7 protein-coding genes and 3 rRNA genes are annotated in these 14,936 nt (G+C 43.5%); 5 read left to right on the top strand and 5 right to left on the bottom strand.

Annotated elements, in window-relative coordinates; all coding sequences use genetic code 11:
• From AC0L3Y_RS07865 to rrf, 4 genes are all read left to right on the top strand, one after another.
• Nucleotides 1-279 (top strand): hypothetical protein, encoded by a 279-nt coding sequence (locus AC0L3Y_RS07865; protein ID WP_473470300.1) that lies wholly within the window; start codon nt 1-3, stop codon nt 277-279.
• Nucleotides 280-763: 484 nt separating this feature from the next.
• Nucleotides 764-2,303 (top strand): 16S ribosomal RNA (locus AC0L3Y_RS07870).
• A gap of 297 nt (nt 2,304-2,600) precedes the next feature.
• Nucleotides 2,601-5,497 (top strand): 23S ribosomal RNA (locus AC0L3Y_RS07875).
• Between the two features lie 225 nt (nt 5,498-5,722).
• Nucleotides 5,723-5,837: ribosomal RNA gene (gene rrf, locus AC0L3Y_RS07880) — 5S ribosomal RNA — on the top strand.
• The 16S, 23S and 5S rRNA genes sit together here, the layout of an rRNA operon.
• A gap of 1,035 nt (nt 5,838-6,872) precedes the next feature.
• Here rrf and AC0L3Y_RS07885 read toward each other — a convergent pair.
• From AC0L3Y_RS07885 to AC0L3Y_RS07900, 4 genes are all read right to left on the bottom strand, one after another.
• On the bottom strand, nt 6,873-7,544 hold the full coding sequence (locus tag AC0L3Y_RS07885; RefSeq protein WP_473470302.1) for a flagellar brake domain-containing protein: 672 nt from the start codon (nt 7,542-7,544) through the stop codon (nt 6,873-6,875).
• Between the two features lie 407 nt (nt 7,545-7,951).
• Entirely contained in the window at nt 7,952-10,096 is a 2,145-nt protein-coding gene (gene ppk1 / locus AC0L3Y_RS07890) for a polyphosphate kinase 1 (protein ID WP_473470304.1), read from the bottom strand.
• 214 nt (nt 10,097-10,310) lie between these two features.
• Nucleotides 10,311-11,306, bottom strand: a complete 996-nt coding sequence (hemB, locus tag AC0L3Y_RS07895) for a porphobilinogen synthase (protein WP_473470306.1) — start codon at nt 11,304-11,306, stop codon at nt 10,311-10,313.
• Nucleotides 11,307-11,438: 132 nt separating this feature from the next.
• The gene (locus AC0L3Y_RS07900) at nt 11,439-13,370 is read right to left on the bottom strand and encodes an ATP-binding cassette domain-containing protein (protein ID WP_473470308.1); all 1,932 of its coding nucleotides are present in this window, start codon (nt 13,368-13,370) and stop codon (nt 11,439-11,441) included.
• A 224-nt stretch (nt 13,371-13,594) separates the two neighbouring features.
• On the opposite strand from AC0L3Y_RS07900, the gene hslO reads away from it, so the two are divergent.
• Complete coding sequence (gene hslO, locus AC0L3Y_RS07905) at nt 13,595-14,470, top strand: Hsp33 family molecular chaperone HslO (protein ID WP_473470310.1); 876 nt, start codon at nt 13,595-13,597, stop codon at nt 14,468-14,470.
• 15 nt (nt 14,471-14,485) lie between these two features.
• On the opposite strand, the gene AC0L3Y_RS07910 is transcribed toward hslO, so the two are convergent.
• Nucleotides 14,486-14,887: a CBS domain-containing protein gene (locus tag AC0L3Y_RS07910; protein ID WP_473470312.1), complete on the bottom strand. Its 402-nt coding sequence runs from the start codon at nt 14,885-14,887 to the stop codon at nt 14,486-14,488.
• Between the last annotated feature and the right edge of the window lie 49 nt (nt 14,888-14,936).

The following is a 14,936-nucleotide window of genomic DNA, read 5'->3' on the forward strand; positions in this document are numbered from 1 at the left end:
GTGAAGTCATCATTTAAGACCATTTTGGTTTGCATTGTTTTAGTTCTTTCAATGGGGCTGTTTGCTGCTGAAAGTACTATTTCAAATGAATTTGTTGTTAATGCTCAAGCAAGAGTTGATGCTATTGTGGCGCAATTGCAAAACATGGGGATTGATATAGATGCAAGAGTGGATCTAAATAGTATTTCAAACCCTTTGGAGCAAGAGGCTGTGCTAAATGCAAAATATGAAGAGTTGCAAAAACAGCTTGAGTCACTACAAACGCAAAATGCAGAATGAGTTGGTTTTTAAAAATGTCCCCTCTTTATAGGCCTCAATTTGTCTGGGGCTTTTTTATGCTTGTCAGGTAGGTAGTTGATTGCTATTTGATCTATTTAGGGTTGTTTTGGTGCTTTATTAGCCAGAAAACACTTTTTTATCATTTAATTAAAAGAATTAGGTGAAAAGGGTTGCAGAAAATCTGTAGATCCTTAATATACGCCCTCGCTGACACGGACAGGGCTTGACTCTCTTGCAGAGGATAAGTGGCTTAAGTGTAACGGCAACGCTCTTTAAAATAGATAATCAGATAATTTGTGTGGGCGCTCGCTAGAGACTTCAGAAGACCATCGCATTGCTACTTGTAGCGTGTAGTTGGTCAAAAAAATTGAAGACTTACGAGAGTCTGCACGCAATTCGCTTTATGTTGGTTTGCTGTTCTTAATTGGACGGTGGATTAATTAAGTTATTTGTTAGTGTAATAGATTTGAGTGAGCATGTTCTTTAACTGAAGAGTTTGATCATGGCTCAGATTGAACGCTGGCGGCAGGCTTAACACATGCAAGTCGAGCGGTAACAGGGGAGCTTGCTCCTGCTGACGAGCGGCGGACGGGTGAGTAACGCGTAGGAATCTGCCTAGTAGAGGGGGACAACATGTGGAAACGCATGCTAATACCGCATACGCCCTGAGGGGGAAAGGAGGGGATCACTTGTGACCTTCCGCTATTAGATGAGCCTGCGTGAGATTAGCTAGTTGGTAGGGTAAAGGCCTACCAAGGCGACGATCTCTAACTGGTCTGAGAGGATGACCAGTCACACTGGGACTGAGACACGGCCCAGACTCCTACGGGAGGCAGCAGTGGGGAATATTGGACAATGGGCGCAAGCCTGATCCAGCCATGCCGCGTGTGTGAAGAAGGCCTTAGGGTTGTAAAGCACTTTCAGGGGTGAGGAAGGGTACGTTGCTAATACCAGCGTACTTTGACGTTAGCCCCAGAAGAAGCACCGGCTAACTCTGTGCCAGCAGCCGCGGTAATACAGAGGGTGCAAGCGTTAATCGGAATTACTGGGCGTAAAGCGCGCGTAGGTGGTTTGTTAAGTCTGATGTGAAATCCCAGGGCTCAACCTTGGAATGGCATCGGATACTGGCAGGCTAGAGTACGGTAGAGGGGTGTGGAATTTCCTGTGTAGCGGTGAAATGCGTAGATATAGGAAGGAACATCAGTGGCGAAGGCGACACCCTGGACTGATACTGACACTGAGGTGCGAAAGCGTGGGGAGCAAACAGGATTAGATACCCTGGTAGTCCACGCCGTAAACGATGTCTACTAGCCGTTGGGTTGTAATGACTTAGTGGCGCAGCTAACGCAATAAGTAGACCGCCTGGGGAGTACGGCCGCAAGGTTAAAACTCAAATGAATTGACGGGGGCCCGCACAAGCGGTGGAGCATGTGGTTTAATTCGAAGCAACGCGAAGAACCTTACCTACTCTTGACATCCACAGAACTTGGAAGAGATTCCTTGGTGCCTTCGGGAACTGTGAGACAGGTGCTGCATGGCTGTCGTCAGCTCGTGTTGTGAAATGTTGGGTTAAGTCCCGTAACGAGCGCAACCCTTATCCTTATTTGCCAGCACTTCGGGTGGGAACTTTAAGGAGACTGCCGGTGACAAACCGGAGGAAGGTGGGGACGACGTCAAGTCATCATGGCCCTTACGAGTAGGGCTACACACGTGCTACAATGGCGTATACAAAGGGCTGCAAGCTAGCGATAGTGAGCGAATCCCATAAAGTACGTCGTAGTCCGGATTGGAGTCTGCAACTCGACTCCATGAAGTCGGAATCGCTAGTAATCGTGGATCAGAATGCCACGGTGAATACGTTCCCGGGCCTTGTACACACCGCCCGTCACACCATGGGAGTTGATTGCTCCAGAAGTAGCTAGCTTAACCCTTCGGGGATGGCGGTTACCACGGAGTGGTCAATGACTGGGGTGAAGTCGTAACAAGGTAGCCCTAGGGGAACCTGGGGCTGGATCACCTCCTTAAACGATAGAAGCTCTGGTGAGCGTTCACACAAATTATCTGATACCTATCTTAAAAGCATTAGAACAAAGTTCTAAGCAAGACACTAAGCATCAAGCGCCTTGGCGATTGGTGATTTTTAGTCTCTGACTTAGTGCTTTGCACTAAACTTGCTCTTTAACAATTCGAATTTTGAAATAACGATAAATCAAGCGTTAAACCGGTGGAAGTTCACTTTAACCTAGTGACTTCTATTATCGTAAATCCTAGGAGGTACAAAAGCTCTTAGGTATGTGATCCGAAACTATTTTGGGTTATATGGTCAAGTGACCAAGCGTGCACGGTGGATGCCTTGGCAGTCAGAGGCGATGAAGGACGTGGTAATCTGCGAAAAGGTTCGGGGAGTCGATAAACAGGCTTTGATCCGAACATGTCCGAATGGGGAAACCCACCCGCTTGCGGGTATCGTATGGTGAATACATAGCCATACGAGGCGAACGAGGGGAACTGAAACATCTAAGTACCCTTAGGAAAAGAAATCAACCGAGATTCCCTAAGTAGCGGCGAGCGAAAGGGGATTAGCCCTTAAGTGGTTTAGGTGTTAGTAGAAGGCTCTGGAAAGGGCCGCCGTAGAGGGTGATAGCCCCGTATACGAAAACACCTTTATCATGAAAACGAGTAGGACGGGACACGTGATATCCTGTCTGAATATGGGGGGACCATCCTCCAAGGCTAAATACTCCTGACTGACCGATAGTGAACCAGTACCGTGAGGGAAAGGCGAAAAGAACCCCTGTGAGGGGAGTGAAATAGATCCTGAAACCGTGTACGTACAAGCAGTGGGAGCGGACTTGTTCCGTGACTGCGTACCTTTTGTATAATGGGTCAACGACTTATTTTCAGTAGCAAGGTTAAGCGAGTAGTGGAGCCGTAGGGAAACCGAGTCTTAATAGGGCGTTTAGTTGCTGGGAATAGACCCGAAACCGGGCGATCTATCCATGAGCAGGTTGAAGGTTGGGTAACACTAACTGGAGGACCGAACCCACGTACGTTGAAAAGTCCGGGGATGACTTGTGGATAGGAGTGAAAGGCTAATCAAGCTCGGAGATAGCTGGTTCTCCTCGAAAGCTATTTAGGTAGCGCCTCGTATCTCACCATTGGGGGTAGAGCACTGTTTGGGCTAGGGGGTCATCCCGACTTACCAACCCCATGCAAACTCCGAATACCAATGAGTGCAATTACGGGAGACACACGGCGGGTGCTAACGTCCGTCGTGGAAAGGGAAACAACCCAGACCGTCAGCTAAGGTCCCAAAGTTACAGTTAAGTGGGAAACGATGTGGGAAGGCTTAGACAGCTAGGAGGTTGGCTTAGAAGCAGCCATCCTTTAAAGAAAGCGTAATAGCTCACTAGTCGAGTCGGCCTGCGCGGAAGATATAACGGGGCTCAAACTGTACACCGAAGCTACGGATGCTTAGTTTACTAGGCATGGTAGAGGAGCGTTCTGTAAGCCGTTGAAGGTCAAGCTGTAAGGCAGGCTGGAGGTATCAGAAGTGCGAATGTTGACATGAGTAACGATAAGGGGAGTGAAAAACTCCCCCGCCGGAAGACCAAGGTTTCCTGTCCCATGTTAATCAGGGCAGGGTGAGTCGGCCCCTAAGGCGAGGCAGAAATGCGTAGTCGATGGGAAACAGGTTAATATTCCTGTACTCGTACATATTGCGATGGAGAGACGGAGAAGGCTAGGCCAGCACAGCGATGGTTGTCTGTGTTTAAGGCGGTAGGTTAGGTGCTTAGGCAAATCCGGGCACCTCCCTTTATTGGGGAGACCGAGAACTGACGACGAGCCCTCTTTTGGGTGAAGTGGTTGATGCCATGCTTCCAGGAAAAACTTCTAAGCTTCAGATATGTTCGAACCGTACCCCAAACCGACACAGGTGGTCAGGTAGAGAATACCAAGGCGCTTGAGAGAACTCGGGTGAAGGAACTAGGCAAAATGGTACCGTAACTTCGGGAGAAGGTACGCCGGCCGGTGTGAAGGACTTGCTCCGTAAGCACTAGTCGGTCGAAGATACCAGGTGGCTGCGACTGTTTATTAAAAACACAGCACTCTGCAAACACGAAAGTGGACGTATAGGGTGTGACGCCTGCCCGGTGCTTGAAGGTTAATTGATGGGGTTAGCGTAAGCGAAGCTCTTGATCGAAGCCCAAGTAAACGGCGGCCGTAACTATAACGGTCCTAAGGTAGCGAAATTCCTTGTCGGGTAAGTTCCGACCTGCACGAATGGCGTAACGATGGCCACACTGTCTCCACCCGAGACTCAGTGAAATTGAAATCGCAGTGAAGATGCTGTGTATCCGCGGCTAGACGGAAAGACCCCGTGAACCTTTACTATAGCTTCACAGTGAACTTTGAACCTATTTGTGTAGGATAGGTGGGAGGCTTTGAAGATAGGACGCCAGTTCTATTGGAGCCAATCTTGAAATACCACCCTGGTATGTTTGAGGTTCTAACTCAGGTCCATTATCTGGATCGAGGACACTGTGTGGTGGGTAGTTTGACTGGGGCGGTCTCCTCCCAAAGAGTAACGGAGGAGCACGAAGGTGTGCTCAGCATGGTCGGAAATCATGCATAGAGTGTAAAGGCAAAAGCACGCTTAACTGCGAGACAGACACGTCGAGCAGGTACGAAAGTAGGTCTTAGTGATCCGGTGGTTCTGTATGGAAGGGCCATCGCTCAACGGATAAAAGGTACTCCGGGGATAACAGGCTGATACCGCCCAAGAGTTCACATCGACGGCGGTGTTTGGCACCTCGATGTCGGCTCATCACATCCTGGGGCTGAAGCCGGTCCCAAGGGTATGGCTGTTCGCCATTTAAAGTGGTACGCGAGCTGGGTTTAGAACGTCGTGAGACAGTTCGGTCCCTATCTGCCGTGGACGTTTGAGATTTGAGAGGAGCTGCTCCTAGTACGAGAGGACCGGAGTGGACGAACCTCTGGTGTTCCGGTTGTCACGCCAGTGGCATTGCCGGGTAGCTACGTTCGGACGGGATAACCGCTGAAAGCATCTAAGCGGGAAGCCTCCCTCAAGATAAGATCTCACTGGGACATAAGTCCCCTAAAGAGCCGTTCGAGACTAGGACGTTGATAGGTTGGGTGTGTAAGTGCTGTGAGGCATTGAGCTAACCAATACTAATTGCTCGTGAGGCTTGACCATATAACACCAAAGTGGTTTTGGATGGATATGAAGAGAGAATGAAAAAGACTCTAATAGATCATCAGAAAGAGACACATATTACGATAAAGCATCAGCAATGATGAGCATCGGTTTAATACTTGATTGACGTTATTTCAAAACGAATTGTTAAAGATCCAAGCATGTCTTCGCGTGTTTTGGTAAGGCCAACGAAAGAAAGCCACCAGAACGAACGCAACCGAATTGCTTGACGATCATAGAGACGTTGAACCACCTGATCCCATCCCGAACTCAGAAGTGAAAAGCGTCATCGCCGATGGTAGTGTGGGAGATCCCATGTGAGAGTAGGTCGTCGTCAAGCTTATAATACTAAGAGCCTCACATAGCCAACGCTGTGTGGGGCTTTTTATTGCAAACACGCATGTGAGAGTAGGTCGTCGTCAAGCTTATAATACTAAGAGCCCCACATAGCGAACGCTGTGTGGGGTTTTTTATTGCAGATAAGCATGTGAGAACACTAAGTCGTCAAGCTTATAATACTAAGAGCCCCACATAGCCAACGCCGTGTGGGGCTTTTTATTGCAAACACGCATGTGAGAGCAGTAAGTCGTCAAGTTTATAATTAAGAAAGCCCTGATAGCTAACGCTGTGTGGGGCTTTTTATTGCAAACACGCATGTGAGAGCAGTAAGTCGTCAAGCTTATAATACTAAGAGCCCCATATATCCAACGCTGTGTGTGGGGGGATTGCAAACACACGTGTGAGAGAGTACTAAGTCGTCAAGCTTATAATTAAGAAAGCCGCTGTCAGGTTTTTTTCGTCTGCAGGAAATCGAATATGTCGTGCGGGGTTTTTCGTTTAGGCCTCGTTGAATAAATGGGGTGTGGCTCTCCATTTACTTGCGCCTGTCTCGTGCCTCGACGCGTCTGCATAAATGGAAAACTACAGCCCTAATCATTTTTCTGAATTCAAGCTCAAGGTATCAGTGTAAATGACAACCAAGAAGTTACTTACCTTACCTTCTATTGTTTAGGCCTTCCTCGTGCCCTGTGCCTCGACCCGTCAGCGTCAATGAAAAACAACATCCCAACGTCATGTGTCAGCGTCAATAATAGGGAAGACGTTTTTCTTTTTTGGCTGTTGGGAATCAAAAAAATGTAGGCTGGTATTTATGCCAATACTTGATTTGAATGTCGCTTTGAATGTGAGCTGAAGCTCAACCTACAATACCTAAAATGATATTGGAAGAGTAAATGAGGGTCGAGATATGTCTATAAATGAAAAATTCTGATGGGACGGTTTCTTAGTATTTCATTTATACAATACATGAAAATGAGGTTAAGCCTAGACTGTGAATAACTCCGTGTTTTATCCACTTTGCTTATCGTTTTATACTTTAGTTTGTTTCAAGGTCTAATACGGAGGGGTCTATAAAGTACTCTCGCATCAAATTTTTCATCTGATCTTTATTAGCTGAAAGTTTAATACCACAACGTACGCCTGAGGAATGTAGCTTCACACTGCGTATTATTCCTTCAAAATTATTTGTTTTCTTATTATTGTTCACAATAATGATTGAGCATTGTATGTCTTTTAGATTTTCAACTGAGTGTGTGCTTGTGATCTCGAACATAACGCCAGTTAATGAAATATCTTTAATTAAGCCTGCAAGCATCTGCCCATTAGGTAGTTTTAATTTTGCGGATAGTAATGTTGGTATACGTGTTTGGGATCGTAGTGAAAATAGTTGTACTTGTTTAGGGTAGCTAATGAATAAAAGTCGAGTCGGTCGAAAGGATATGGTTAAGAGTGGCTGTCGGAAAGCAATGATTTGGCCACCATCTCCTTCTATTAAGGCTCTAACTATTACAGTGACGCCGTCAGGTAAGTAGTCTGCAGCTTTAGCTAATCGGGCTGCACTAGGGTAATTTAAAATAATGAATTGGTTTTCTAATAAGCCCACAAACTCTGTTTTTACACGTTTGCTACCAGTTAATGTCAAAATCTCTAAATCAACCATAGTCCCCGTAGTTAACTGGTGAAGCTTCTCTATGTTTGTCCTTTTCATATTTCTTTCCAATCGAAAATTATTATTCGTTAGCTTTCTTATGCGAGCCAAAACCTAGATGTAAATAAGTACAAAGTGGCGTGGTAAATATAAGGCTTTAAACCTTGTCTTTAGTAGTTACTTGCGTACAAATAAATTTGAAAAATATATGACTTCTATAGTCTGATTAAGTAAGACTATAAATGAGTAAGTAGCATGACAAAGTACAGTTCTATTAAGCTCTTTTATTAATTGTAAATAAAGTCAAAATATACAACAACTTGCATTTTTATAGCGTTATGGTTTGGTATTAGAGAATATAACGTGGGATATGTATAAAAAAGCCCTCGAAAAGAGGGCTCTTGAAGTGGCTCTCAATAATTGGACAGCCAATATTTTGGGGTCACTTCATCTTAAAAGCATTTGGGTTAACGAGTATTGTCTGTTAGTTCATTGAGCAATACGCGTTGAGCACTTCTGTATTCACCCTTTCTCGGTTTCGATAATTGGTAGGAGCCATCGCTTTGTAATATCCAACTTTGAGTATTATCGGTTAAATAATATTCTAGTTCTTTTTTGACTCGACGAGTTTGTTTGTAATCTTGAAGAGGAAAGGCGACTTCAATACGGTTATTTAAGTTTCTGTCCATGCCATCAGCACTAGATAAATATACTTCAGGATTGCGATTGTTATAGAAGTAATATACTCGAGTATGTTCTAGGAATCGACCGATAATACTACGTACCCGAATGTTTGAGGATATGCCTTTTATACCTGGGCGTAATGTACAAATTCCTCGAATGATAAGGTCTATTTTTACTCCTGCTTGAGAAGCTTTATATAAAGCTTGTACCAGTCTCTGTTCTGTTAAAGAATTTACTTTAATAATAATGCGAGAAGGGTCACCGTTTTTAGCATTGGTTGCTTCACGGTCAATCATTTCTAACAAACGGTCACGGAGAGTAAATGGAGCATGAAGTAATTTTTTCACTTTAAGCTCTTTACTCATTCCTGTTAATTGTTGGAACACGCGATGAACGTCGTCGCCAATATCTTTATTACAGGTCATGAAGCTGTAGTCGGTGTAAAGTCGCGCATTACCTGCGTGATAGTTGCCAGTACCCAAATGAACATAGCGGTTAAGGTTTGCACCTTCTCTACGAACAATGAGGATCATTTTGGCATGGGTTTTATGTCTTACGACACCATAAACAACAATCGCTCCAGCGTCTTGTAAGCGGCTTGCTAGAGCTAAGTTTTCGGCTTCATCGAACCGTGCACGAAGTTCAATAACAACAGTAACTTCTTTGCCATTACGTGCCGCTTCAACAAGAGCATTGGCAATAGGTGAGCGTGCACCTGTTCGGTAAAGTGTTTGTCGGATCGCTACAACATTTGGATCTTTCGCCGCTTCACTAAGCAAATCGATAACTGGAGAGAAGCTTTCAAACGGATGCATAAGCAAATAATCACGTTGACGTATTGCCTCAAATATTCCGCCTGAACTGGCAAGTTTTCTTGGTAAACCAGGAGAAAAAGGAGCATACATAAGGTCTGGGCGATCAACAAGTTCAAGCACTGCCATTAAACGACTCAGATTTACTGGACCGTTAATGCGGTATAAGTCCTGTTGTTCCAGATCAAATTGTTTAAGCAATGAATCAACGATATGTGAAGGACAATTTTCCGCTATTTCTAATCGTACTGAACTACCATAATGTCTACTTTGTAATTCAGTGCGCAGTGCACCGGCTAAATCCACACCAATATCATCAGAGTCTACTTCTAAATCGGCATTTCGTGTTAGACGGAATTGAAAACAACCTTTTACAGTCATACCTGGAAAGAGTTGATCTGCGTGAGCGTGAATAATAGAAGATAGAAAGACGAGATTATCGCCACCTTCGCATACATCGTCAGGTAATTTAACCAAACGAGGTAATGAACTTGGTGCAGGAACAATTGCAAGGCCGTTCTCTCGACCAAAAGCATCACGACCTTCTAGTTCAACAACAAAGTTGAATGTTTTGTTAGCCAGTCTTGGAAATGGGTGAGCAGGGTCAAGACCAATAGGGCTGATAATTGGCAGTACATTATCTCTGAAATAACGTTTGACCCAAGTGGCTTGTTTTTCATTCCAGACTGTTCTGCGAATGAACTTTACATTCTCTTCCGCAAGCTTGGGTAAAATAATGTCATTAAGAATACGGTATTGGCGGCGAACAAGTTTGTGAGCCTGTTCACTAATCAGAGCAATTACTTTTTTCGGATGCATGCCATCAGGACCATTCTTCTCCCGACTGTACTCAAGTTGACTTTTTAAGCCTGCGACTCGTATTTCGAAAAACTCATCCATGTTTGAACTAAAAATACATAAAAACATTAATCGATTTAAGATTGGATGGTTTTCATCCATAGCTTGCTCAAGCACACGAGCATTAAATTGCAGATGGCTTAGTTCTCTATTGAAATAGAGTTCTGGGTCGGCGAGGTCAATTTCTTCCGGCAAGCGTTCTTCGATCGCAATTTTGGTAGGATCTTGTGGCTGTTCAGGTATTGGCTCTAAGATCAACTCAGCATCTATTTCAACTGGTTGGCTTGGCGTAGACTCTTTTTTTCGATCTCGTTCACTGACTGCTCAGACATGTGCTTCTATTATCTCCAAATATCGCTATATCATGATTTTGGTGTAGTGTTATTTTTTTACCCTTTGATTTTTTTAGGTATTTCTTAACAAATTACACCAATGCAGCCTATTGGTCACCGATTCTGTGTGCTTATTTTCGCTAATTGCGTTTTTTAAGCAAACGAGCTGCATCTTTTGCGAAGTAGGTTAGGATGCCATCTGCACCAGCACGTTTAAATGCTAAAAGTGATTCCATCATTACCGTATCTTTATCAAGCCAACCTTTTTCGAAAGCGGCCATGTGCATAGCGTATTCGCCACTTACTTGATAAGCAAAAGTTGGTACTTCTAATTCCGTTTTCACTCTGCGGACAATATCCAGATAAGGCATACCAGGTTTCACCATGACCATATCTGCGCCTTCTTCCAAATCGAGCATCACTTCACGAATAGCTTCGTTAGAGTTCGCAGGGTCAATTTGATAAGTGAATTTATTGCCTTTACCAAGGTTACCGCTTGAGCCAATTGCATCACGGAATGGGCCATAATAAGCCGAGGCGTATTTTGCCGCATATGCCATGATTAAGGTATTGATGAATCCTTCAGCTTCTAGCTCATCGCGAATTTCACCTATGCGACCATCCATCATATCGGAAGGAGCCACAACGTCAGCCCCAGCTTTAGCATGTGACAATGCTTGCTTAACGAGTGTATCGACAGTGATGTCATTAAGCACATAACCTGTATCGTCGATAATGCCGTCTTGCCCATGAGTGGTATAAGGATCTAAAGCAATATCTGTTAAAACGCCAAGTTCTGGGAACGCTTCTTTTAAAGCACGAACCGCACGTTGTACTAATCCATCTGGGTTATAAGATTCTTCTGCGAGCAAGGACTTTTTGTCACTTTTAATAACCGGAAATAAGGCAATTGTAGGAATGCCCAATTCGACTAATTCTTTAGCTTCTTCGAGAAGTAAATCGATAGAAACTCGATCAATGTTTGGCATCGATGGTACAGCTTCGCGTACTTTCGCTCCTTCAATAACAAACATCGGATAAATTAAATCATCTGCTGTTAAGTGATGTTCACGCATGAGTCGACGAGAAAAATCATTTTTACGCATGCGGCGCATACGAGTATATGGAAATGTCATCCAATATTTCTCCTTTTCGCTGTTTGTAAATCTACTTTAGTATTGTGACAATATTAAGTCAGTGCTTGCCTAAAAGCTTTGTGTTAAGGCAATGTTTACGGATTTCTAGGTTTTCTTATTCTTTCTAGGCATTTACAGCTCGGTCAATTGTGACTCAGCATCTTCTAACTCTTCTTGAGCTTCAAACCAAGCTTCTTCGCTTTCTGCCAGAGCTTTTTTCCATTTGGCTTCTTCATTTAACAAATTTTGTAGCTTATTCCTTTGTTCTGCTTCATAAAGAGTGGCATCGGACATGGCTTCTGAGATCTTATCAAGGTGTTCTTGTGCAATTAGAACTGTTTTTTCAAATTTCTCGATTTTCTTGCGTAAGGGGCGAAGTTTTTCACGCATCTCTGCGGCTTTACGTCGTTCTTCTTTTCGATCTGTTTTTTCTATTTTACCGACACTTTGTTCGCCTTTTTCAATTTGTGCGGCGTTGGCTTGTCGTGCTTGTAACCAGGCATGATAAGCTGGTAAATCGCCATCAAATGCTTGAATTTGGTTATCTGCTACAAGATAGAATTCATCGACGGTACTGTTTAAAAGATGACGGTCATGGGACACTAACAAAATAGCCCCAGGAAATTCCTGTAATGCTTCTGTTAGAGCCTGACGCATATCTAGATCTAAATGGTTGGTTGGCTCATCGAGCACCAATAGATTTGGTTTGGTCCATGAAATAAGAGATAAAGCCAATCGAGCTTTCTCGCCACCGGAAAAACCTTTTACCGCGCGTAAAGCATCATCACCAACAAACCCAAAGCCGCCCAAGTAACGACGAATGTCGCTTTCTAATACTTTGGGTGATAAGCGTTGAATATGGAGCAGAGGGGAGGCTTCTAGGTCCAGAGCACTCAGCTGATGTTGAGAAAAATAGCCTATTTTAAGGTTTTCTCCTGTGACTCTGTCTCCAGATAATACTTTGATTTCGCCAACAATCGATTTGATCAGGGTCGATTTACCTGCGCCATTAGGACCAAGTAGACCAATACGTTGTCCATCTCGCAAAGTAAAATTGGCTTTACTAAGTTGTATTGATATTTGATTGTTATCTGAGGTATAGCCTAAATCTGCCTGTGATAAATCAATCAATTGCTGTGAGGTTTTCTCTGCGACAGGAATAGAGAATTGAAACTGCGAATCGATATGTGCAGGCCCGATGATTTCCATTTTTTCCAACATGCGTAAACGGCTTTGAGCTTGTTTTGCTTTATCTGCTTTGTAGCGGAAACGAGCAACATATTCTTGTAGGTGGGCACGCTTTTCTAATTGTTTTTCATGGTTAGCCTGTTGTTGAGCAAGATGCTCTGCACGCTGGCGTTCGTAGTCTGAGTAGTTACCTTTATATAAGGTAAGACGCTTCTGATAAAAATGAACAATATGACTACAGATTCCATCAAGAAAATCACGGTCATGGGAAATTAAGAGTAGAGTGCCTGGGTACTGTCTTAGCCAGTTTTCTAGCCACATAACGGCATCTAAGTCCAAGTGGTTGGTTGGCTCATCAAGTAAGAGTACATCAGAAGGGCACATTAGCGCCTTGGCTAGATTTAGACGAATCCGCCAACCACCAGAAAAATCTGAAACAGGCTTTTGCATGTCAGACATTTTAAAGCCTAAACCTTGAAGAAGCGTTTCAGCTCTGGACTGAGCTGTATAGCCGTGGGCGGTTTCAAATTCGCCTAGCCAGGTTGCGTGAGCGTGATCATCTCCGCTTTCTTGTGCTTTTGCGATATTACTTTCGATCAGTCGCAGTCTATCGTCACCATCTAGACAATAATCTAGGGCACTGCGTTGCGTTTCTTCCACTTCCTGAGCCATAAAAGCAATACGACGATTACTTGGGAGGATGACTTCACCTGTATCTGCATGCAGATCGCCTTTTATCATCGCAAATAAAGAAGATTTTCCGGCCCCGTTTGCACCAATAAGACCGACTTTCTGACCTTCGAAAATAGTGAGGTCGGCATCTTCAAGTAAAAATTGAGTGCCGCGCTGTAAACTAACTTCAATAAATTGGATCATAAAAACTAGAAATCTCTTATCTCTATTATGAGAAGTAAAAATAGACGTTTAAATATAATGAGGAACATTTTAGAGTGCTGTTAGCGTAAACGAAATAGCAAGTAAGCATATTCCCAGTATATCCATGGTTTAAAGTGGATGATTCCTTAACACAGGGGTAAAATGGCGGAAATATTAATATGAATTTTTAACTCAGGACGTTTGGACTGGGCAAGGTGTACTTAGTGAATAATGTATCAATCAACGAAATCCAACGATTTTCATTCGATGGCACGAATGTTCGTGGCGAACGAGTGCTTTTAAACAGTGCTTATCAAGAAATTATTAAGCGCAAACAATACCCATTGGCGCTAGAGAAATTACTTGGTGAATTTGTCGCTGCGATCGCATTATTAAGAGATATCATCAAAATAGATGGTGTGTTATCTATCCAAGCAAAAGGCAATGCTTTTTTGTCAACGCTGATGACGGAGTGCGATGAACTCCAAAATCTTCGCGGTATTGTACAGTGGGATGAAAGCCAAGAAGTTCCAGATATTATTTCATTGAAAGATGTATTGGCTGGCGGTTATTTAGCTATTACGATTCAACCTCGTAATGGACAGCGCTATCAAGGTATTGTAGAAATCATAGGCGATACATTGGCTGAATGTCTTGAGCAATACTTTTCCCAATCTGAGCAATTACCTAGCCGAGTTTGGTTGGCTGCTAACGGTGCTCAGTGTGGTGGTTTGTTTTTACAGCGTTTACCGCATGAACAATCTAAAGAAGGAGATGAAGACGCTTGGGAGCGTTTCACACATCTAGCTTCAACGGTAAAAGAAGAAGAGTTACTAGGGCTGGAAACGGAAGAGTTATTACATCGTTTATATCATGAAGAAGAAATTCGTTTGTACGATATCAAACCAATGCAATTTGGTTGCTCTTGTTCTCGTCAACGAACCATGGATGCGGTGATGTCTCTTGGTCAAGAAGAAGTGCGCGAAATATTGATAGAGCAAGGTAGTGTTAAAGTTGACTGCCAATTTTGTGCCGAGAAATATGAATTTACAGAAACGGATTTAGAGGATGTACTTGGTGATCAAGCCAAAGTTCATTAAGTTTTATTTTTAAGACTAAAACGTGGCGTGGCTGATAAGGTCGCGCCACGATATCATGCCAATAACCTGTTCTTTATCATCGATAACAGGTAAGCAAGATATATCTACTCGTTTAAACCACGCGAGAACCTCTTCTACCTGAGTCTCTGCTTTTACGGCAATCGGCTGGCGAGTCATGACCTGATGGGCAGCTCGGTTTAGGGTGTCTAAATCTCTTGGTTGTTCTGATACTTTGTCAATAAAAGGGCTGATTAACCGCAAAAGGTCTCGATCCGAGATAATACCTACAAGTCTTCCGCTGTCAGTAACTGGAAGATGATGAAACTCATGACTTTCCATGATTTTCTTTATATCAGGAAGACGGTCATCCATATCCACACAAATAACATTTTTAACCATAATATCTTGTGCTTTCATTTTGTACTCTCCGTTACCTAAGAGAAGATTTAGTATATTTATATTCAAT

The sequence above is a fragment of the Marinomonas sp. GJ51-14 genome (assembly GCF_055808695.1).

Bases quoted from the DNA above. Each gene is read 5' to 3' on its own strand.
- AC0L3Y_RS07910 (WP_473470312.1), bottom strand. From the start codon at position 14,887: ATGAAAGCACAAGATATTATGGTTAAAAATGTTATTTGTGTGGATATG.
- AC0L3Y_RS07885 (WP_473470302.1), bottom strand. From the start codon at position 7,544: ATGAAAAGGACAAACATAGAGAAGCTTCACCAGTTAACTACGGGGACT.
- hemB (WP_473470306.1), bottom strand. From the start codon at position 11,306: ATGACATTTCCATATACTCGTATGCGCCGCATGCGTAAAAATGATTTT.
- AC0L3Y_RS07900 (WP_473470308.1), bottom strand. From the start codon at position 13,370: ATGATCCAATTTATTGAAGTTAGTTTACAGCGCGGCACTCAATTTTTA.